Source organism: Embleya scabrispora DSM 41855 (assembly GCF_000372745.1).
GTDB lineage: Bacteria > Actinomycetota > Actinomycetes > Streptomycetales > Streptomycetaceae > Embleya > Embleya scabrispora.
This window is the reverse complement of record NZ_KB889687.1, coordinates 57528-78063: the sequence shown is the minus strand read 5'-3', so window position 1 is coordinate 78063 and position 20536 is coordinate 57528. Positions and strand designations below refer to the sequence as shown.

At 72.2% G+C, this 20536-nt stretch carries 18 protein-coding genes and 1 pseudogene; 9 read left to right on the top strand and 10 right to left on the bottom strand.

Annotated elements, in window-relative coordinates; translation table 11 throughout:
• On the top strand, positions 1-810 hold the full coding sequence (locus tag A3IC_RS0133985; RefSeq protein WP_020554542.1) for an aldose epimerase family protein: 810 nt from the start codon (positions 1-3) through the stop codon (positions 808-810).
• A 64-nt stretch (positions 811-874) separates the two neighbouring features.
• On the opposite strand, the gene A3IC_RS0133980 is transcribed toward A3IC_RS0133985, so the two are convergent.
• A complete protein-coding gene (locus tag A3IC_RS0133980) occupies positions 875-1126 on the bottom strand; it encodes a hypothetical protein (protein WP_020554541.1) in 252 nt (83 codons plus the stop codon).
• Positions 1127-1385: 259 nt separating this feature from the next.
• Between A3IC_RS0133980 and A3IC_RS63010 the strand changes: the two genes are divergently transcribed.
• The gene (locus A3IC_RS63010; RefSeq protein ID WP_020554540.1) at positions 1386-2105 is read left to right on the top strand and encodes an SAV_915 family protein; all 720 of its coding nucleotides are present in this window, start codon (positions 1386-1388) and stop codon (positions 2103-2105) included.
• Positions 2106-2180: 75 nt separating this feature from the next.
• Positions 2181-3399 (top strand): annotated as a pseudogene (lysA, locus tag A3IC_RS73740) (diaminopimelate decarboxylase); the annotation flags it as partial.
• Positions 3400-3649: 250 nt separating this feature from the next.
• On the opposite strand, the gene A3IC_RS0133950 reads toward lysA, so the two are convergent.
• The 3 genes from A3IC_RS0133950 to A3IC_RS0133940 all read right to left on the bottom strand — a co-directional run bounded on the left by A3IC_RS0133950 (position 3650) and on the right by A3IC_RS0133940 (position 6240).
• Positions 3650-4552 carry an NAD(P)-dependent oxidoreductase gene (locus A3IC_RS0133950; RefSeq protein WP_026219062.1) on the bottom strand — a complete coding sequence of 301 codons (903 nt, stop codon included), beginning with the start codon at positions 4550-4552 and terminating at the stop codon, positions 3650-3652.
• A 226-nt stretch (positions 4553-4778) separates the two neighbouring features.
• Positions 4779-5480 carry a Type 1 glutamine amidotransferase-like domain-containing protein gene (locus A3IC_RS0133945; protein WP_026219061.1) on the bottom strand — a complete coding sequence of 234 codons (702 nt, stop codon included), beginning with the start codon at positions 5478-5480 and terminating at the stop codon, positions 4779-4781.
• Positions 5481-5520: 40 nt separating this feature from the next.
• Positions 5521-6240, bottom strand: coding sequence for a DNA alkylation repair protein (locus A3IC_RS0133940; protein ID WP_020554536.1), 720 nt, complete (start codon positions 6238-6240; stop codon positions 5521-5523).
• A gap of 267 nt (positions 6241-6507) precedes the next feature.
• On the opposite strand from A3IC_RS0133940, the gene A3IC_RS0133935 reads away from it, so the two are divergent.
• Positions 6508-7488: a zinc-binding dehydrogenase gene (locus A3IC_RS0133935; RefSeq protein WP_020554535.1), complete on the top strand. Its 981-nt coding sequence runs from the start codon at positions 6508-6510 to the stop codon at positions 7486-7488.
• Between the two features lie 1031 nt (positions 7489-8519).
• Here A3IC_RS0133935 and A3IC_RS0133925 read toward each other — a convergent pair.
• On the bottom strand, positions 8520-9710 hold the full coding sequence (locus A3IC_RS0133925) for an FAD-dependent monooxygenase (RefSeq protein ID WP_020554533.1): 1191 nt from the start codon (positions 9708-9710) through the stop codon (positions 8520-8522).
• A gap of 154 nt (positions 9711-9864) precedes the next feature.
• On the opposite strand from A3IC_RS0133925, the gene A3IC_RS58080 reads away from it, so the two are divergent.
• Entirely contained in the window at positions 9865-10857 is a 993-nt protein-coding gene (locus tag A3IC_RS58080; RefSeq protein ID WP_020554532.1) for a DUF5996 family protein, read from the top strand.
• Positions 10858-10882: 25 nt separating this feature from the next.
• Here the strand turns inward: A3IC_RS58080 and A3IC_RS0133915 are convergent, their stop codons facing one another.
• Both A3IC_RS0133915 and A3IC_RS0133910 read right to left on the bottom strand, forming a co-directional pair.
• Positions 10883-12310 carry an amino acid permease gene (locus tag A3IC_RS0133915; RefSeq protein WP_020554531.1) on the bottom strand — a complete coding sequence of 476 codons (1428 nt, stop codon included), beginning with the start codon at positions 12308-12310 and terminating at the stop codon, positions 10883-10885.
• 154 nt (positions 12311-12464) lie between these two features.
• Positions 12465-13247, bottom strand: a complete 783-nt coding sequence (locus A3IC_RS0133910; RefSeq protein ID WP_020554530.1) for an enoyl-CoA hydratase/isomerase family protein — start codon at positions 13245-13247, stop codon at positions 12465-12467.
• A gap of 243 nt (positions 13248-13490) precedes the next feature.
• Here A3IC_RS0133910 and A3IC_RS0133905 point away from each other — a divergent pair, with 243 nt between their 5' ends.
• The gene (locus A3IC_RS0133905; RefSeq protein ID WP_020554529.1) at positions 13491-14000 is read left to right on the top strand and encodes an inorganic diphosphatase; all 510 of its coding nucleotides are present in this window, start codon (positions 13491-13493) and stop codon (positions 13998-14000) included.
• On the opposite strand, the gene A3IC_RS58075 is transcribed toward A3IC_RS0133905, so the two are convergent.
• Positions 13949-15034: a helix-turn-helix transcriptional regulator gene (locus A3IC_RS58075; RefSeq protein ID WP_020554528.1), complete on the bottom strand. Its 1086-nt coding sequence runs from the start codon at positions 15032-15034 to the stop codon at positions 13949-13951. The genes A3IC_RS0133905 and A3IC_RS58075 overlap by 52 nt on opposite strands.
• Before the next feature lie 160 nt (positions 15035-15194).
• Here A3IC_RS58075 and A3IC_RS0133895 point away from each other — a divergent pair, with 160 nt between their 5' ends.
• Positions 15195-15695: a VOC family protein gene (locus A3IC_RS0133895; protein ID WP_020554527.1), complete on the top strand. Its 501-nt coding sequence runs from the start codon at positions 15195-15197 to the stop codon at positions 15693-15695.
• Between the two features lie 62 nt (positions 15696-15757).
• On the top strand, positions 15758-16417 hold the full coding sequence (locus A3IC_RS0133890; RefSeq protein ID WP_020554526.1) for an HAD family hydrolase: 660 nt from the start codon (positions 15758-15760) through the stop codon (positions 16415-16417).
• 129 nt (positions 16418-16546) lie between these two features.
• Here A3IC_RS0133890 and A3IC_RS0133885 read toward each other — a convergent pair whose 3' ends face one another.
• A complete protein-coding gene (locus tag A3IC_RS0133885; RefSeq protein WP_020554525.1) occupies positions 16547-18139 on the bottom strand; it encodes an amidohydrolase in 1593 nt (530 codons plus the stop codon).
• Positions 18136-19659 carry an APC family permease gene (locus A3IC_RS0133880; protein WP_245599749.1) on the bottom strand — a complete coding sequence of 508 codons (1524 nt, stop codon included), beginning with the start codon at positions 19657-19659 and terminating at the stop codon, positions 18136-18138. The genes A3IC_RS0133885 and A3IC_RS0133880 overlap by 4 nt, the downstream gene beginning before the upstream one ends.
• A gap of 195 nt (positions 19660-19854) precedes the next feature.
• Between A3IC_RS0133880 and A3IC_RS0133875 the strand changes: the two genes are divergently transcribed.
• Positions 19855-20472, top strand: a complete 618-nt coding sequence (locus A3IC_RS0133875; protein ID WP_020554523.1) for a TetR/AcrR family transcriptional regulator C-terminal domain-containing protein — start codon at positions 19855-19857, stop codon at positions 20470-20472.
• Positions 20473-20536 lie beyond the last annotated feature (64 nt).

Genomic DNA, 20536 nt, shown 5'->3' with positions numbered 1-20536 from the left:
ATGATCGACGGCGAAGTGTGGTTGCGTTCCGAAGGCGCCGAGGCGCGGATTCTGCCGGACGCCGGGTGCCGGCTCGGCTCGTTGCGGGTGCACGGGCTCGAACTGTTGCGGACCGAGGGCGAGCGCCCCGCCGAGTGGGGCAGCTACCCGATGGTGCCGTGGGTCGGCCGGATGGGCGGGGCCAGGTTCGAATTCGATGGCGCCGGCCACGAGTTCCCGGCCGACGCGGCGCCGCACGCGCTGCACGGGCTCGGGTATCGGGGGGCCTGGAAGCAGGTGGCGGAGGATGCGGCGTCGGCGGTCTTCGAGTTCGCGTTGACCGACCCGTGGCCGTTCGCGGGGCGGGTCGAGCAGACCTTCACGCTGGCGCCCGACGGGCTGGTCACGGTGTTGCGGATCGAGTCCGAGGATGCGGTGTTTCCCGCGCAGGCCGGGTGGCACCCGTGGTTCCGGCGGCAGTTGGCGGTCGGCGGGGAGTTGGAGCTGTCCTTCACGCCCGCGTGGCAGGAGGAGCGCGGCGCCGACTACCTGCCCACCGGGCGCCGGATATCCCCGCTGCCGGGCCCTCGGGACGACTGCTACGGAACGCCCGGAGGGGTGGACGCGGCGCTGGTGTGGCCCGGGGCGCTGCGGCTGCGGATGACCTCGGACTGCGACTACACGGTGGTGTACGACCTGCCGCCGGAGCATGTGTGCGTGGAGCCGCAGACCGGCCCGCCGAACGGCCTGGTGGGCCCGGCGCAGCGGTTGGTGCGGCCGGGGGGTCCGTTGGTGGCCACGACGACGTGGACCTGGCTCGGGATGGAGTAAGGGAGGGCCTGGGGGTGTTCGTGCCCACCCGCGCGCCGGTCGCCTTGGGTGGGGAAGCCGCGGACTACGGCTTCGCGGCGGTGCGGTCGGGTTGTGGAGGCCGGGTTTCGGCGCGGGATCCGCGGAGCTCGCGGCGGATGACGACGAAGGGGTACACGATCATCGCGGTGGTCCACAGGAACGCGGTCAGCGGGGACCACAGGCGGTATTGCCATTCGTCGGAAAGCAGGTTCGGCAGGCTCCAGAGGAGACACAGGGCGAGCAGGCCGCGAAGGATGAAGTAGCCGGCTCGGATCGCGGCTCGTCCCTGGTACATCCGCGCCGTCCCTTCGCCGTCGGGTGTCTGCCTTGGCGACCCGAGGTTGGCACAGGGGGCGCAGTGGGTTTCGAGGGGGTTGATGTGCGGTGATTTCCCGGGTTTTGTTCAGGCGCGCGTCGGCGGACGTCAGGGGAGCGTCAACAACCGGGCAGGAATGATCAAGGGCGCGGTAGGGGCGGGGTTGTCCGGTATGGGGCGTCGTAGCGTCTGAAGTGGGGCTCGCGGTTGGGTGCGGAGCCGGACTTCGGAGGCTGTCGTGTCGGATGTGTTGATCACCGATGAGGAACCCGCTTCCACGACCACCGCCCGGCGCCTGTTGATCGTGCCGGTGCGGTCGGTGGCCGGGGCTCGGGTGGTCCGGCTGTGCCGGGACCCGCTGGGCGCCCGGGTCGTGGTCGCGTTCACGTCGGTGGCGCGGTTGCGGGCGGTGCTGGGCGTCGAGCAGGAGTGGATCCGACTCGGGGCGGGCGCGGTGCGCTCGCTTGTGGACGAGGTCGGCGGCGAGCGCATGCTGGTCGACCCTGGGCTCTCGGCGCCGCCGGTGCGATCGGCGCCGCCGGTGCGGCGCGGGGAGCCGGTGGGTGTGGCGGGCGGCGCGGCCGGGGCCGGTCGCGGGGCTGCCGCTGTGCCCGGCGCGACGGTCGTGTCGGTCGTGGTCGCGGGCGCGGGTGGGACGGCCAAGGCCGCACGCTCGGCGGTCGGTGTCGGGCCGGTGCGATCGCGGGCGGATGTGCCGGCGGGTGCGCGTCTCCACGTTGCCGGCGGCACCGGCGGCCTGGCGGTGGGTGCCGGATCCTCGGGCGCGTCCGGGACGGCGGGAGTATCCGAGCCCGGGTTGCCTGGCGCCTCTGCGGCCTTTGCGACCTCTGCGGCACTCCGGCCGTCCGGGACCTTTCGGGACCTGCGGTTGCTCGGCGTGTTGCGGATCACCGTCGTCGCTGCGGTGCTTTTCGTCGTGCTGTCCTTCCTCGGCTGATCTGCCGTCACTCATGTTCACGCACAAGGGAGTTGCCATGTCCGTCACGCTTGCGGAGCCGGTTGTGGACGCGACGTCTGGCCGCGCTCGACCCGGGCGCGCGGTGCCGACGTCGCGGTCGGGGGCTGCCCTTGGCCGAACTCGCGGAGCGGTACGGGACGCCGCTCCACGTACTGGACGAAGAGCATGTTCGGGACACCTGCCGGACCTATCGCCGCGCGCTGCCGGGCGCCGAGATCGCCTACGCCGCCAAGGCGTTCCTGTGTCGTGGCCTGGTCGGCCGGCTGCGCGAGGAGGGCTTCGGGCTCGACGTGTGCTCGGCCGGCGAGTTGGCGCCCGCCGCGCTCGCCGGGATGCCCGGCGAGCGGATCATCCTGCACGGAACGCGAAGTCGGCGGACGAACTGCGCACGGCGCTGCGCCTGGGCGTGGGCCGGATCGTGCCGGACAACCCGGCCGAAGTCGCCCGGTTGGCCGCGCTGATGGCGCCGAGGCAGCGGCAGCGGGTGATGGCGCGGGTGGTACCCGGGGTCGAGGCCGGTACGCACCACGCGATTCGTACCGGCGGCGAGGACCAGAAGTTCGGCCTGTCCATCGCCCGAGGCGACGCGGAGGACGCGGTGCTGCGCGTCGTTCCCAATCGCACCTGGAACTGACCGGTCTGCACCGTCACTTGGGCTCACAGATCGGTTCGGTGCGGCCCTGGCCGGCGGCGATCGGCACGCCGGCGAGGTTCCTGGCCGGGCTGCGCGACCGGCACGGGATCGTGCTGCCCGAACTGAACCTGGGCGGTCGCCACGGGATCGCCTACCGGACCGGCGGACACGCGTTGGACATCGCGCCGTTCGCGGTCGACGTACGCCGGCAACCGGCCCGCCGGTGTGCGCTGTACGAGTTGCCCGTGCCGCGCCTGATCGTCGAGCCGGGCCGGGCCGTCACCGGGCCCGCAGGCGTGGCGCTGTACCGGGTGCTCGTGGTCAAGCGCACCGCGCACCGGGTGTTCGTGGCGGTGGAGGCGGCATGGCGGACAACCCGAGGCCGGCCCTGTACGGCGCGCGCACCACCGTGCGCCTGGTCGGTCGACCGGGCGCGGCCCGCACTCGACGGGTCACCGTCGTGGGCCGCTACTGCGAGTCGGGCGACGTGCCGGCCGCCGACGTCGACCTGCCCGAGGACATCCACCCCGGCGACCTCCTCGCGATGCCCGCCGCCGGGGCGACGGCGGCACGCGTGTCCTGCTTCGCCGCGAGGCCATCGCGGACCTGCTCGCGAGGGACGCGGGCAACGAGGTCTGAGCGACCCGGCACCGACCGGCCGGCGGATCCGCACCCGGGTGTGCGGGAGCGGCCCGGCGGTCGGGGAGAGTCGGGCGGCCTGCTCCGGGGGTACACACGCGACGGGATCTGCTCGACGACGCAAACCTGCTCGGCCTGCTCGGCCTGCTCGGCAAGCCGAACGGCACGGGCCTGCCCTCGTCGCATGCAGTCCCCGGTGCGGCCTCCTGGGTCGCTGTCCGGAAGAAATAGAGCACCTCAGGTGGCGTGCTCAGGGGTTGCGGATCGTTTCGATTGTGGCGGTGAAGCCGTCGGATCCGTGGCCTCGGGCGATGGTGCGGTCGGTGAGGTGTTTGACCGCCTCCAGGACGCCGACGTCGAGACCGCGAGCCTTGGCGGCGGTGAGGATGTGGTCGATGCCCGTGGCCTCCATGATCAGGTTGCCCTGGTCGCCGGGGTGGGCGCCGGCGTCGATGGAGGCGGCCATGCCGGTCATGATGTTCGGCAGGATGCCGAAGATGATGTTCGCGAACGGCAGGAACTCGCCCGCCGACACCCCGTCCGCACCGACCACGCCGAATGCGTGTGTCAGGCCGGCCAGCGAGGTGTAGAAGAAGTCCAGCATGCCGAGGTCGTAGACCGCGGCCAGGCCGTGATCCTCGCCCAGGAAGGGCGTGTTGGGGCCGAACACCCGCAGCGTCGCTCCGTGCGCCTCGAACGCGGCACGCGAACCGCTGTAGAGCACAAGGCCGTTGGCTGTGCCCACGACCGAAGCGGGCACCATGATCGCGCCGTCGAGGTAGGCGATGTCCCGCTTCGCGGCCCACGCGGCGGCCTCCCGGGCGCGCTCGGGGGTGTCCGAGGTCAGGTTGACCAGGGTGCGGTCCGCCCACAGGTCGGCGCCACCCGCGGTGCTCGCGTCGGCCAGGATCGTGTTCGCGATGTCGTAGTCGGTGACGCACACGATCACCAGGGCACTCGCGGCGACCGCCTCGGCGGCCGAGTCGGCGCGCTTGGCGCCGCGCGCGACCAGGCCGTCCGCGCGGGCCGGGGACCGGTTCCAGACCGTGACGGGATGTCCGGCGGCAAGGAGCGCGTCGGCCGGCGCGGTGCCCATCGCACCCAGGCCGAGCACGGTCACGGAGGTGGCGGGCCGAACAGGGGAAGCAGGCATGTCGAACTCGTTCCATCGCAGTGGTGGGAGCGCGAGCCGGGCCCTCCGGGACCGTGTCGAGACGGTCCGAAAAGGAGCCGGCGCGGGGCGCCGGAAGCCGGGAGGCCGCGGTGGCGCGGAGGCCCGTCGGGGTGATCGGCTCGCGGTATCGATGCTGCTCCAACGCTGCATTCCGCTCAAGTACCTACCTGAAATTCAGGTACCAGAACATTGGTAAGTATCCAGGTCACAGCCTGATCGTCGGCATGGCGCTCTCGCGAACGCCGTCCACACCGGACTCGACCCGGAACGCGTGCGCCTCCGCACGCTCGGCGACGAATCCGTGTACCGCGCCGTCGACGAGGTGGATCGCGGCCCCGTCGTCCAGCGCGTAACCGGGCGTCAATACGCCTGCCTCGAGGGCCGCGTGAAACGCCGGGCGACGACCCGCCTCGCCGTCGTAGTGCGGACAGACGCTGCCCGCGGCCCAGCCCAGACCGTCGGCGAGCGGGCGCAGGCGCGGCCCGAACGAGTCGGTGATACCGCCCTCGAACCAGCACAGTGCGCCGGCGCTCAGGCCGCACACCACCAGGTCGCCCGCGGCGGCCCGGTCCGCGAGCGCGACATCGAGACCGTGCAGGCGCCACAGCGCTAGCAGGTTCGCGGTGGAGCCGCCGCCCACGTAGATCACGTCCTGATCGGCCAACGCGTCCGCGAGATCGACGCCGGTACGCTGGAACAGGCTCAACTCGCCCGGCGTACAGTCGAGATCACTGAACGAGCGGAGGAAGCGGTCCACGTAGGCGGCCGAGTCGCCGGAGGCGGTCGGTACGAAGCACACGCGGGGCTGGGCCCGACCGGCGAGGTCGAGTACGTATCGGTCGAGCGCGGAGGGGCCGTCGTTCATCGAGAAACCGCCGCCGCCCATGGCCACCAGATGAGTCGTCATCGACACATCCTGCCGTGCGGCCCACCGCGGCCGGCACGGATCAACCGGTCGCCCGCAACCGCTCCGCGTCGGCGGTGGGCAGTCGGCGGACCGCCTCGCGGAAGGTCACCCCGGACATCCGGGCCCGGTGCGCGGTGGTCCAGGCGATCACGTAGGCCGGGTCCCGCTTGGAGATCTCCCGGAGCAGCCAGCCGATCGCCTTGCGAATGAAGAACTCCCGCTCGTCCAGCATCGCGTCCGCGTAGCGGTCGAACCGGACCAGGTCGGGATTACCCGCCCGGGCGCCCGGGAGCAGGCTGAGCAGCGCCGCCCGGCGGACCCAGAAATCGTTGTCGCCGGCCCATGTGTCGGCAGTGCGGAAATCCGCGGGAGCCCGTCCCATCAGCACTCCGGCGACCTTCTCCGCGAGGGTGTCCACGTACACCCAGCCCGCCGCGTCCCGGATCAGCCGCTCGACGAGCGGCAGGTCCGCGCGGGTGAGCACACGCACGTGGACGCGCATCAACTCGATCGCGGCGAATCGGCTCTCGTGCACCGGTCGGGCCCACAACGCGGCGACCCAGGCGAGGAGTTCGTCCCGGGACGGCTCAGGGCGGGCGCGGGCCGCCGAGGTCACCGCCTTGCGCAGCACCGGGACGGTGACGCCGAGGAAGGTCAGATCGCTCTTCAGGTACGCCTTTTCCGCCTCGGCGCGCTCCGGCGTGCCCAGTGCGGCGAGTGTGGCGACGAGAGTGGCGGCGGCTTCCTCGGCATCGAACATGGGGTCACGGTACGAGGTGGGAGGCGGTCGGGCGGGCGGCGGTCGGTCGAAGTGGGTCGGCGTGTTGCGGGGCGTGAAACTTGACATCAAGTGGACTTGAAGTTTCAGACTGTTCGCGTGTGCGTGGTGGCGGCGGCTCCACGGGTTGACGTCCGGGGCGCGATGGTTCTCCGCCCGCTCGCCTGGCGGCCCGTTCGCCTGTTTGCCGTTCTCCCGTCCTGCCCTCTCCCGTCCCGCCGTTCGTCCCATCAAGTCCCGGAGTGTTCCATGCGCGCGATTCGTCTGAACGAGTTCGGCCCGGCCGAGAACCTGCGATACGAGGAGGTGGCGACCCCGGAGCCCGGGCCCGGAGAGGTGCGGATCGCGGTGGCTGCGGCGGGAGTTCACCTGGTCGACGTGATGTTGCGCTCGGGCGAGGTGCAGGGCCCCTTCCCGCAGCCGGAGTTGCCCGCAACGCTCGGCCGCGAGGTGGCCGGGACGGTGGACGCGGTCGGCGCCGGGGTGGACCCGACCCTGGTCGGCCTGCGGGTGGTGGCGCACCTGGGCAACGGGAACGGCGGCTACGCGGAGTTCACGATCATCGACGACCAGGCGCTGCTGGTACTGCCGGACGGCCTGCCCGCCGAGGTCGCGGTGGCGATGGTGGGCACCGGGCGGACCGCGCTGGGCATCCTGGAGGTGGCCGCGATCACCGCCGACGACGTCGTGCTGATCACCGCCGCGGCGGGTGGCCTGGGCACACTGCTGGTCCAGGCGGCCCGACGGGTCGGCGCGGTGGTGGTGGGGGCGGCCGGCGGCACGGCCAAGGTCGAGGCGGTGCGCGGGTCGGGCGCCGACCTCGCGGTGGACTACACCGCCGCCGACTGGGCCGAGCGGGTTCGCGAGGAACTCGCCGGGCGGCCGGTGACGGTGGTCCTGGAGAGCGTCGGCGGCGACATCGGCCGGGACGCGCTGGATCTGCTGCCCCGGGGCGGGCGGTTGGTGACGTTCGGCTGGTCCTCCGGCGCCCCCATCGCCGACCTGGCCGAGCTCGCGGCCGCCGCCGACGTGGCCGTGGAGAACCCGCTCGGCCCGCGGATGACGAACCGCCCAGGCGGCATCAAGTCCCTCGCCGAAGCCGCACTCGCCGCCGCCGCGGCCGGCGAACTCCGCCCAGCGGTCACGACGTTCGCCTTGTCCGACGCAGCCGAAGCACACACGGCCCTGACCGCCCGCAAGACGGTGGGAAAGGTGGTGCTGGTGCCGTAACGGCCACCCGGGGCGCCGCGCGGCGTCGACGCGTGCCGGGCGGCGAGCGGGGCGGGGCGTCTGGTGCGTGGCATGCGGCGCGGCGTGCGGCGTGCGTGGGCCGGACCGGTGGGCTCGGGTCGCGGCGCCCATGTCGTGGGGCACCCGGGTGGGTCGGCTGGGACTGGTCGGCCGACTCGACCTGGGCCAATCCACACGTCGTGGGGACGAGCGAGCCGCGGCGGCCGGTCACCCCGCGCAGCGCCCACCCACCACACGCCCCGCCCTACGCACCCGGCCGCTCGTGCGACCTGCGCCCACCCACCCGGCCGCGGAGCGGACGTGCATCCGGCTGCCTCGTTCGGCGCCCACCCACGCCCGCAGCCTCGCCCACGCTCCCCGGCCGCCCGCGCGCGACCTACGCCCAGCCCACCGGCCGCGTAGCGGACGAGCACCCCGACGCGCAGCGACCGGCCGGACCCCGACCGCGGAGCGGGCGTGCATCCGGCCACCCCCGCGCAGCGCCCACCCGCCACGCGCCTCGCCCCCACGCACCCGGCAGCCCAAGCGACCTATGCCCAAATACCCGGCTCCGGAGCGGTTGGGCGACCGGCGACCCCTTGCGGTGCCTGCCGACTCGCGCCCGTTGGCCCGCCGGCCCGTTCTCGCCGCCCGCGCGTTCGCTCGCCGCCCGCGCGTGCCGACTCGCGCCCGCTTGCTCGCCGATCTTCCACCTGCGTCCGCGCGCCGACCCATGTTCGTTCTCGCCGCCCGCGCGTTCGCTCGCCGCCCGCGCGTGCCGACTCGCGCTCGCTTGCCCGCCGATCTTCCACCTGCGCCCGCGCGAGCCGACCCGTGTCCGTTCTCGCCGCTCGCCCGTCGACCCGCGCCGACCCGCCCGCGCTCGCCGACCCCCGCCCGCCCTTCGGCGGTCTCGAAGCCGCCCGCCTGCCGACCCGGGCCCGCTCCCTGTGCTCGCTCGACGGCGTGCCCCTGGCGAGGGGTGTGTGATCCGCGTGCCGGGTTGGTTGGCCGGTGTGGTCCGGAGGGGGTCAGCCTTCGGTGGGTGTTTCGTTGTCGGTCACCGAGTAGGACGCTCGGTTGTTCAGGGTCTCGGCGTCGTGGCCCGTGCCGGGGGCGGGCGCGGGGTGTGTGCCTGGGCCGCAGGTTCGGTTGGTGTGCTGCGGGGTCGTCATGGCCGGGCGGCGAAGCTCCTCGTAGCGGGTGAGGGCCTCGATCGGGTCGGTGTGGGTGGCCAGTTCGTGGGCCAGGACGCGGGCGTCGAGGATGGCCTGGGAGGCGCCGTCGATGCCGATCGGGAACGTGGCGTGGGCCGCGTCGCCCAAAAGGGTCACCCGTCCGTCGGACCAACTCGGCAGGGGATCGCGGTCCACCACCGGGTACTCGTACGCGACGTCCGCGTTGGCGATCAGCGCCGGTACGTCCAGCCAGTCGAACTCCCAGTCCGCGAAGTGGGCCAGGATCGTGTCGAGTTCGGCCGGTCGTTGCCAGTCGCCGGGTTGGACCGGCGGGCCCGGATGGGGGCGTTCGGCCAGCCAGGTCAAGAGTGCGGGGCGCTCGCCCTCGGCTGCTCGCAGGGGGCGGGCGACGAACGTCTGGTCGTCGTCTCCGGCCACGATCGTGGTGTGGCCGGTGAGCAGCGCCGGTGCGGGTGACACGCCGCGCCACAGGATTCGGCCGTGCCAGGTGGGTGGGCCCTCGCTCGGGTACATCAGCGCGCGACCCGCCGAGTCGATGCCGTCGGCGGCGATCAGCACGTCGGCCTCGTCGGTGACGGTGTTGCCCGCGGGGTCGGTGAATTCGACGGTGACTCCGTCGGCGGTCTGGGCGTATCCGCTCAGCCGCAGGCCCGTGCGCAGCGACTCGGCGCCCAGCCAGGCCAGTTGGGCGCGCAGCAGGAGCATTTGCAACTCGCCGCGGTGCACCGAGAATTGTGGCCACGCGTAGCCCGCGGCCAGACCACGCGGCTCGGATCGGATGCGGTTGCCGAAGCGGTCGTGGAGGACGGACTCGGCGGTGGCCACCGAGATCTCGGCGACGTCGTCGTACAGGCCCAGTTCGGTCAGTTCGCGTACCGCGTGCGGCAGCAGGTCGATGCCGACGCCGAACGGTCGGATTTCCTCGACCGCCTCGTACACGGTCACGTCGGTGATACCCGCCGCGTGCAGACTCAGGGCTGTGGCCAGCCCGCCGATGCCGGCTCCGGCGACGACAACGCGCACGAGTGCCCCTGTACAGGTGGTTGGGATGTTGTCGCACGCAGGGTACGCGTCGGCTGCGCTCACCCGTTCGGGGGGTGGCGCGAAATCGCCCGGGCCGGCTCGGACGGCGGAGCAAAACGGGGCGGATGGGGTGTCGGGAGGCGAGAATCGGTGCATGGGCATCCCTTCGAGCAACCGCGCACGGGCCGCCGAGCCCGCCGAGCCGCCTCGGCTTCCGGAACTCCCTTACGACGCGTGGGTGGACACTCTCGACACGCTGCACCTGTTCGCGCAGATCGTCGGCAAGGTCAAGCTCGCCGCGAGCCACCCGCAGAACCACTGGTGGAACATCACCTTCACGGTGGATGCCCGAGGCTTCACCACACGCCGGATGGCCGTGGCCGGCATCGCGTTCGACATCGCGTTCGACTTCGTCGACCATCGTGTGGTCTTTCGCACCGATCGCGGCGACGTGCGCGAGATCGCACTCGTCGATGGGCTGAGCGTGACCGAGTTCGATGTCGCGGTACACGGGGTGCTGGCCGACCTGGGCATCGACGTGCCTTTGTTGGAGCGGCCGTTCGGTATCCCGCACCTGAGCACGCCGTTTCGCGAGGACACCGCGCATGCGAGCTATCAGGCCGAGTACGCGCAGCGTTTCTGGCGGATCCTGACCTGGTCGGCGGACGTGTTCGAGGAGTTCATGGGCTGGTTCGACGGCAAGACCTCGCCCGTACAGCTGTTCTGGCACTCGTTCGACCTCGCGCTGACCCGGTTCTCCGGCAAGCGGGTCGAGCCGCCGACGAGCGGCGTGGACCCGGTGACGGCCGAGGCGTACTCGCACGAGGTGATCTCGTTCGGCTTCTGGGCCGGCGACCCGAGCGTCACCCATCCGGCCTACTACTCCTACGCCGCGCCCAAGCCGGACGGTGTGCAGAAGCAGCCGCTGTCGCCGCGCGAGGCGGTGTGGCTGCCGGACGGTTCGCGGTCGACGCTCGCCTACGACGTGGTCCGCCTGGCCGAGGACCCGCGCCGCACGCTGCTGGGCTACCTCCAGTCCAACTTCGCCGCGAGTGCCTCCCTGGCGGGCTGGCCGGTCGAGGAGATGCGGTCCAACTGGTGCCCGACCGGCGAGCAGCTCCAGGCCCTGGCGCGCGCCGGGCTGTGAGGGCCGGAGCGCGCCGGGCGCCGGGTCAGAACCGGCCGCCCGCCCGCCTGCGCAGGTCGCGCCGGCGAGCCTCGCGGACCAGGGCGAAGGCCAGCACGACGGCCACCACGACGACCGAGGAGAGCAGCTGGGGGCGGGCGGTGGCGTCGAACAACATCAGGATCGACACCGCCGCGAGGGCGAGCATCACGAACCAGGTCAGATACGGGAAGCCCCACATCCGTACCAGCAGGCGCTCCGGGTCCTCGCGCTCGAGCCGGCGGCGCAGCACCAACTGTGACGCGGCGATCGCGAACCAGACGAAGAGCAACATCGCGCCGACCGAGTTCAACAGGTGCTTGAACACCTGCTCGGGCCACCACACGTTGAGCAACGCGGCCAGGAAGCCGAACGCCGAGGAGGCCAGCACGGCGGTCCGCGGGACGCCGTTGTCCGCCACCCGGGACAGTTGCCGGGGCCCCTCGCCGCGCCGGGACAGCGAGAACGCCATCCGCGACGCGCCGTACAACATCGAGTTCAGCGCGGAGAGCAGCGCGGTGAACACGACCACGTCCATCACGTGTGCGGCGCCCGGGATGCCGATGTCCTCCAGGACGGAGACGTACGGGCTGCCGAGCCGGTCGGAATCCCACGGCAGCAGGGTCGCGATGATCGCCACCGAACCGATGTAGAAGAGCAGGATCCGCCACACCGCGGTACGCACCGCGCGGGCCACGTTGCGGGTCGGGTCGTTCGACTCGGCGGCGGCGATGGTGACGATCTCCAGGCCGCCGAAGGAGAAGGCGACCGCGAGCAGGCCGGTGATCACCCCGTCCCACCCGTTGGGCAGGAAGCCGCCGTTGCCGGTGAGGTTGCTCAGCCCGGGCGCGTCCGCGTCCGGCAGCCATCCGGCGATCGCCAGCACGCCGAGCACCAGGAACCCGACGATGGCCAGGATCTTGATGGTGGCGAACCAGAACTCGGATTCGCCGAACGAGCGCACGGTGAGCAGATTCGCGCCGGTGAACACGAGCATGATCACCAGCGAGAACACCCAGATCGGGATGCTGGGCACCCACCCGTGCGCGATCGCCGCGGCGCCGGATGCCTCGACGGCCAGCACGATGGTGACCATCCACCAGTACAGCCAGCCCACGGTGAAGCCGGCCCACCGCCCGAAGGCGGCCCCCGCGTACTCGGAGAACGAGCCGCTGCGCGGCACGGCCGCCGCCATCTCACCGAGCATTCGCATCACCAGCAGCACCAGCACCGAGGCGAGCGCGTAGGAGATCAGGATGCCCGGCCCGGCGGTGTGGATGCCCGCGCCGGTGCTGACGAACAGCCCCGCCCCGATCGCGCCGCCGAGCGCGAGCATGGTCATGTGCCGGGGCTTGAGGGTGTGACCGAGGTGGTGGGTGCCCTCGGGGCCGGGGCCGGTGTGGGCGGCGCTGCCTGGGGTGTGGGGGTTGCTCATGGGTGGCGCTGATCCTGGGGACTGGAACGGTCGTGCGGAGCAGACAGTATTCCGCAGCCCCGGAGGCATCCGGCAAACCCGGACAACCCGGGGACGTTCGAGCCCGGGCGGACGAGGGGTGGGCCCGCCCGCGCCGGGCCCGCGCCGCGGCGCCTCAGCCCTCGCGGGCGTCGATCGCCGCGAAGTCGGGTTCGCGCCGTTCGGCGAAGGCGGTCAGGGCCTCGATGTTGGCGGGCCTGCCGAGCAGTCGGCCGAACGCCGCGTCCTCGCGTCGACGGGCCCGGGCGACCTGGTCGCCGAGTCCGTCCAGCACCGCCCGCTTGGACTCGATCAGCGACGGGATCGACTTGGCGGCCAGGATCCGGGCGTGCCGCATCGTCACGTCGAGCAGTTCGTCGGCCGGGCACACCTTGAACACCAGGCCCATTTCCAGGCACTCGGCAGCGCTGAGCCACTCGCTGCTCAACAGCGCCCACATCGCGTTCTGCCGGCCGAGCAACCGCGGAAAGGTCACGCTGCTGGCCGCCTCCGGAGCCACCGCGAGCGAGGTGAACGGGCACTTCAGTCGTGCGGTGTCGGCCATGAAGGCGAGGTCGGCGAAGCCCAGGATGGTCGCGCCGATGCCCAGGCCGAGCCCGTTGACGGCGATCAGCAGCGGCTTGGGGAACTCCTGGACCCGGTCGACCATGCCGCCGAAGCCGTGTTCGCCGCGGATCTTGGTCCCGCTGTTGTGCTGGGCCATCTCGATCAGGTCGGTGCCCGCCGAGAACGCCCGCCCGGCGCCGGTGAGCACCACCACGGCCACCGTCGGGTCGGCCGCCGCGTCGATCAGCGCCTCGGTGGTCGCGTCGTACAGCGCCTCGTTGAACGCGTTGAGCGCTTCGGGGCGGTCGAGGGTGATGGTCCTGACGCGGTCGGCGTCCTCGATCCGGATCACGGCTGCTCCTGGGGTGTGCGGGTGTGGTGCGTGAGCGTGGTGGGTCGATGGACAGGAAACCTTACTTAGTTGACCGAGTCAAGGGTCGGTCCGATCGGGTGGTCGCGGGGTGTCGATGGCCCGGTTGTCCCGTGCTTCACGTGCGTAACGGCCCGGTGACGTGGGAAAGTCCTCGACGGTACGTCAGGAATACGGAATGCCGCGCATATCGGGTCTTGATCCATAGGCCGTTAAGGAGCCGTCGTGGAGTTCGACGTCGTCGTGGAAATTCCCGCGGGCAGTCGGAACAAGTACGAGATGGACCGCCGCACGGGACGCATCAGGCTCGACCGCATGTTGTTCACATCCACCGCCTATCCCGCCGACTACGGATTCGTGCATCGCACCCTGGGCGGCGACGGTGGCCCGCTCGATGTGCTCGTTCTGCTGGACGAGCCGACTTTTCCCGGCTGTCTGATTCGGTGTCGCACCGTCGGGATGTTCGTGATGAGCGACGAGAAGGGCCCGGACGAGAAAGTCCTGTGCGTGCCCGCACGCGATCCGCGCAGGCACCCGATACAGGACATCGGCGATGTCCCGGCGTTCCAGCTCAACGAGATCGCGCACTTCTTCGAGGTCTACAAGGACCTGGAACGCGGCAAGTCGGTGGATGGCTCGCACTGGGAGGGCCGGGACGCCGCCGAGAAGGAGATCGTGGCCGCCTACGAACGGCGCGAACTCGACGGCGGTGATTGGCCGTTCGAGGGCCGGTGAGCGCCCGGGCGAGGCGCTGAACGCTCCGGGGCCGGGCGCGTTCGGGGCGTGGGGTCGCCCGCCGCGCGGGTGACCCGGCCGCCCAGTGCACGCAGGTGCTCGCGCAACTCGGGTGGTTCGTGCACCTCGAACTCGCAGCCGAGCATGGACAGGCGAAGGGCGAGCCAGTCGAGCGTGTCGGCGTAGCCGGTGAGCCGGCAACTGCCCGCGTCGAGCGCACGCAACCGGGGGCCGCCCGGCCCGGCATCGCCGGCCAGTGCGTCGCCGAGTCGGGCGGCGACGTGCTCGGCCGGCGCGTACAGGGTGACGTCGGCCCGATGCACCGGCGCCGAGGTGTGCAGCGTGCGCTCCACGTAGGCGGCGGCGTCCGGATCCGGCAGGGACCGCTCCGGGCACCGGGCGCCGGTCGGACGCGGCTCGTGCATCCGGTCCACCCGGAAGGTCCGCCAGTCGGCGCGGTCGACATCCCAGGCGACGAAGTACCAGCGACGCCCGGCGGACACCAGCCGGTTCGGCTCGACCAGGCGCCGACTCTCCGCGCCGCCGGCCGCGCGGTGTACGAAGCGCACCTTCTCGTGGTTGGCGATCGCGCCCGCGAGCACGGCGAGCGCCTCCGGATCCACCGTCGGGCCGGACGGCACCAGCGGCACGGTGGCGCCGGAGACCGCCCGCACCCGCCCGCGCAGCCGGGAGGGCAGCACCTGTTCGAGCTTGGCCAGCGCCCGTACGGACGCCTCCTCGATCCCGGCCACGGCACCGCCGGCCGCCGTCCGCAGGCCGACCGCGATCGCCACCGCCTCCTCGTCGTCGAGCAGCAGCGGCGGCATCGCGGTGCCGGCGACCAGCCGATAGCCGCCGTCGGCGCCCCGGGTGGCCTCGACCGGATAGCCGAGCTCACGCAGCCGCTCGATGTCGCGTCGGATGGTGCGCGCGCTCACGCCCAAGCGGGCGGACAACTCGCTTCCCGGCCACTCGCGCGGAGTCTGGAGCAGGGAAAGCAGGCCGAGCAGGCGGGCGGGGGTGGCGGCGGTCATGGTTCGAGGATGCCGGCCCTTCAGGACAGGATCCGACCTATATGGCCTCTACCGTCGAAGACATCGGGACGCCGCAACCGTGGCAACCCGACTTCCGTATCGGCGGGGTTCCCCTCGACGGGCCCCGCCTTGTACCCGCTCGTCCTTCGGAGGCATCGAGATGACCGTCAAGACCGTTCCCGACGGCTACACCACCGTGACCCCGTGGATCCTGTCGCACGACACGGCGGCCCTGATCGACTACCTCACGGTCGCGTTCGGCGCCCTGGAGCTGCCGGGCTCCCGGTTCGTCGGCGCGGACGGCCGGGTCGGACACGCCGAGGTCCGCATCGGTGACGCGATGGTGATGATGTTCGACATCGACCCCTCGACCCCCGCGCCGCCCGCGTTCCTGCGGCTCTACGTCGAGGACGCCGACGAGGTGCACCGCCGCGCGGTGGCGGCCGGCGGCACGTCGGTCACCGAGGTCACCCACCTGTTCTTCGGCGACCGGGTCGGGCGGGTTCGCGACCCGTTCGGCAACCTGTGGTGGATCCAGTCGCGGGTCGAGGAGGTCACCCCCGAGGAGGTGGAACGGCGGCTGGCGGATCCCGAGTTCGTCGCGGCGATGGCCTACGTCCAGAGCGCGCGGTTCTTTCCGGAGCAGCCGTCGGCCGGGTAGTCGAAACCGCGCACGCCAACCGGCCGCCCGCGGTCGGGCCTCGGCCTCGTAGGCTGCCGGGTATGACGCTGACCGGGTTCGATCTGGTGATCTTCGATTGTGACGGCGTGCTCGTGGACAGCGAGCGGATCGCGGTTCGGGTGGACGCGCAGGTGATGAGCGCGTTGGGTTGCGCGTTCACCGAGGCCGAGATCATCGAGCGGTTCGTCGGCTGTTCGCGCGAGCAGCACACGGCGCTGGTCGAGGCGCGCCTGGGCCGCCCGTTGGACCCGGACTGGCACGCGGAGTTCCGGCATCTGTACCTGGCCGCCTTCGACGCCGAACTGACCGCCGTGGACGGCGTCGTCGCCGCGTTGGCGGAGATACCCGAGCCCTGGTGCGTGGCCTCGAACAGCTCGCGCGAGGGTGTCGAGCGCAACCTGAAGCTGGTCGGGCTGCACGACCGCTTCGCAGGCCGGGTGTTCAGCGCGAACGACGTCGCCGAGGGCAAGCCCGCACCGGATCTGTTCCTGCACGCGGCCCGGGAGATGGGGGCCGACCCGGCCCGATGCGTGGTGGTCGAGGACAGTCCCTACGGCGTGCGTGCGGCGCGGGCGGCCGGGATGCGGGCGTTCGGTTACATCGGTGGGCTGACCACGGCGGAGCGGTTGGCGGATTCGGGTGCGGTGCTCTTCGACGACATGCGCGCCCTGCCGGAACTGCTGCGCACGGCCGGGGAGTGAGCCGGCGCGGGGCCGCAACGAAACCGCGTCGGGGCCCATCGAAATGCGCCGGGACCCACCGGGACGGCACCGGACCGCGCCGGAACAGCGCCGGGACCGCGCCGAGTCGACGCGGTCCCGGTTGTGCGGTCAGGCCCGATGTACGACCCGTCCGGCCACGACCGTCGCGGTGACCGGCAGTTCCGGCAGGTCGTCCGGCGGGCAGGTGAGCGGGTCGCCGCCGAACACGGTCAGGTCGGCGCGGCAGCCCACCGCGATCCGGCCGGCCACCGCCTCCTCGCCGACCGAGTAGGCCGCCTCCGTGGTGTACCCGGCCAGGGCCCGCCGGGCCGAGATGCCGGCCGAGGCGCCATACGCCGCACGGCCGATCTCGCCCGCCGGGCGCCGTAGTTGCGCGCCGGCCAAGGTGCGCCGCGGGTCGAACGCGGCGACCGGCCAGTCCGAACCGAGCGCGACGTGCCCGCCGGCGGCCAGGATGTCGGCGTAGCGCCAGGCCCGTTCGGCACGCTTCGGGCCGACCCGCCGGGACCAGTTGTCCGAGCCGTCGGGCAGCGACCAGTCCATGTGGGTCGGCTGCATCGAGGCGACCACGTCGAGCGCGGCGAAGCGCGGCACGTCGGCGTCGCTCAGCACCTCGGCGTGCTCGATCCGGTGCCGGGTGCCGAACGGCGCGCCGTGCTCGGTGTACACGTCCAGTGCCCGGGCCACCGCCCGGTCACCGATCGCGTGGGTCCAGGCGGGCAGCCCGGCGCGGCCGGCGATGGCGACCGCCTCGGCGTACCGGTCGAAGTCCTTCCACTGCGAGCTGTGCGACTGGCCGCAGCAGTCCGGCTCGTGCAACCACGCGCCGCCGCCGTCGATCGCGCCGTCCGCGAAGAACTTGACCGCGGCGAGTCGGACCAGGCCGTCCAGGGAGCGCAGTTCGCTGATCCGCTGCGCGAGGTCGTCCACGTCGCCGGGTGGGCACCACGGAGCGAGGTGGACCCGCATGCTCAGCCGCCGCTCGTCGGCCAACCCGGTCAGGGTGTCGACGGTGCGCGGCCCGTCGTCCGGGATGTGCACGCCGGTGACCCCGTGCCGGTTCTGCTCGGCGAACAACGCCTCCACCCGGGAGAGGAGTTCGGCGCGCGGCATCGGCGGCACCGCCCGATACCCCAGGAAGCACGCGGTCATCTCGTGCAACTCGCCGGTGGGGCCGCGCTCGTCGCAGACGATCTCGCTGCGGTCGGCGAATTCGCGCGGCCCGGTCAGCCCGGCGAGCCGCAGGGCCGCTGTGCTGAGCAGCGCGGTGTGGCTGTCCGACATCCACACGAACGCCGGCCGCCCGCCCACGGCGGCGTCGATCAGGTCGCGGTGCATGGCGCGGCCGGCGAACGCCGCGTACTCACCGCCGTATCCGATCACCCAGTCGTCCGGCCGGCACGGCGCGGCCTGTTCGGCGAGCCGGCGCAACACCTCGTCCAGGGTGACCGCGCCGACCAGGTTCGCGCCGCGCGTGGTGTCCGCGCCCATCACCGGGTGCTGGTGACAGTCGGTCAGCCCGGGCGTGACGGTGTCCCCGTCGGCCTCGATCACTTCGGTGCGCGGCCCGATCAGCGCCCGCGCCTCGGCGCCGAGGGCGATGATCCGCCCGTCCCGCGCGGCGATCGCGTCGGTGTCGGGTCGGTCCCGATCCATCGTCGGTACGTGTGCGTCCAGCACGACGAGGTCGGCGGTGCTCATACATTGCTCCTTACCGGAACGGAGGTCTGCGCTTCGGTGCCTCGGTCGCCGAAGCTCTCGCTCACCCGCACCTTGTCCTGCGGGCGCGCGAGCAGCAGGTACAGCACGCCACTGGTGACCACGACGGTGATGCCCAGCACGGCGGCCCAGACCTGGTAGGCGGGTGCGCCGGGCGGGGCGAGGATCTTGCGCGGCCAGGCGATGTTGACGAACTCGAACGCCAGCCAGGCCACCGCGAGCACGTTCAGCGGGGTGCCCCAGCGGCCGAGGCGCACCAGGCCACCGGGCGTCCAGGTGCCGCGCAGCCGGGCGATCAGCGCGGCGAGCGCGATCAGCAGGAACTGCAGGTACATCGCGGCGCTGCCGAAGGTGATCAGGCTGCCGATCGCCGCGCTGTTCAGGGCGAGCAGCAGGGCCAGGCAGCTGATCGCGGCGGTGATCACCAGGGCGCCGATGGGTGCCTGGCGCCGGCTCACCTTGCGCAGCGCGCGGGACGCGGGCAGCACGCCGTCCCGGGAGACCGAGTAGACCGAGCGGGCGGCGGCGGCCTGGGAGGCGAGCGCGCAGGCGACGAAAGCGATGATCACCACGACCACGAAGGGCTTGGCCGACCACGAGCCGAACGAGTTCACCACGGCGGTGGTGACCGGGTCGAGGTCCTCGCCGGCGACCACCTTCGCCGGGTCGGGATGAGCCAACTCGGCCGCGACCGCGTTGAGCACGACCAGTCCGCCGACGCTGATCAGGGTCCACCAGATCGCCTTGGGCACGTGCCGGGCGGCGTCCTTGGTCTCCTCGGAGGAGGACACGCACGCGTCGAAGCCGAAGAACGCCCAGCCGCCGACGGCGAGCGCGGCCGCCATGGCGGACAGGGTCGAACCGCCGGAGAGCGCCTCGGCGCCCATCGTGTCGGTGAGGATGCCGAAGCCGTTCTCCCGGAAGACCAGCAGCAGCGCCAGGCCCACTCCGAGCGAGGCGAGCGCCTCGGCCGCGATGCCGGCCGCGAGCACCCAGCGCAGCACGTCGATGCCGAACGCGTTGATCGCGGTGCAACACGCCAGGAAGATCGCCGCCACCACGACGATCCGGCCCGGGGTGGGTTCGGCCTCGAACAGTGCGAAGAACCACGGTGCGCCCAGGTAGACGATCGTGGTGTTGGCGAACACGACCGCGCACATGCCCACCCAGCCGGCGAGCCACGCGTAGGTGGGGCCGACCAGGCGGCGGGCCCACTGGTAGGCGCCGCCGGCGATCGGGTACTGCGAGGCCAGCTCGGAATAGACGCACATCAGCAGTGCCTGGCCGAGCAGGCAGATCGGCAGCACCCACACCCATGCGGGGCCGGCGATGGTGGTGCCCACCTGCGCGACGGCGTACAGGCCCACGACGGGGGAGACGGTCGCGAAGCCGATGGCGAGGTTGCCCAGTACGCCGAGACTGCGCTTGAGCTCCTGCTCGTACCCCAACTCGCCGAGTTGTTCGGCGTCGTGATCGACGCCCTCGGTCGGTGCGGGCGGCACCGACGCGACCGGCGTCGGGGGGCGAGAAGTGCCGTGGTTCATCGGGACCTCGCAACGGGGATGGTAAAACTTACTTAGTTAGTTTGAGGACCCTAACCGTCGACCGGATGTAGGGGAAGAGGTGACTTCCGGCTAGGTTGGCAACGCAGAGTGACCGACGGCGGTGCTCGCGAACGGCACAGAGGTGAACGCACGATGGGTCGACCCAGCCGCCCCAAGCTCGACCGCGAACTGATCGCCAGGGCCGCGGTCGAGCTGGTGGACGAGAAGGGGATGGGTGCGCTGACCATGCGGGCGCTGGCCACCCGGCTGGACGTGCGGGGGCCCTCGCTCTACAACCACGTGGCGTCCAAGGAGGAGCTGCTCGACGCGATCACCGTGGTGATAACCCGGGAGATCGATCGTGCGCCGCTGGAGGACCCGGATTGGCGGGTCGGCATCGCCGCGTTCGCCCGAGGCTACCGGGCGGCCTACCTGCGCCACCCCGAGGCGCTCCCGGTGATCGCCCGCCGACCGGTGTCCACCGAGCAGGCGCTGGCCGCGTACGACGCCACCGCGCGCACCCTGGTTCGCATCGGGCTGAGCCCGGCCGAGGCGGCCGAGGTGTCCGCGGCGCTGGACTACCTCGTGGTCGGGTCGGTGGTCGAGACCTACGTCGAGGGCTTCGCCCGGCCGGTCGGGGACTACCGGGCCGACTATCCCTCGCTCGCCGACTCGCTGGCCGCGAGCGACCCGAAGACGCTGAACGAGCGCGGTTTCGAAGCCGGTCTGCGGCTGCTCCTGGACGGCCTGGCGGCGCGCCTGGCCCGCTGAGTACGTGTCCTCACCCGCTCGCTCCGGCGGGTGTCGTCGCGGCCGGAGAACGGGTCGGCCGACA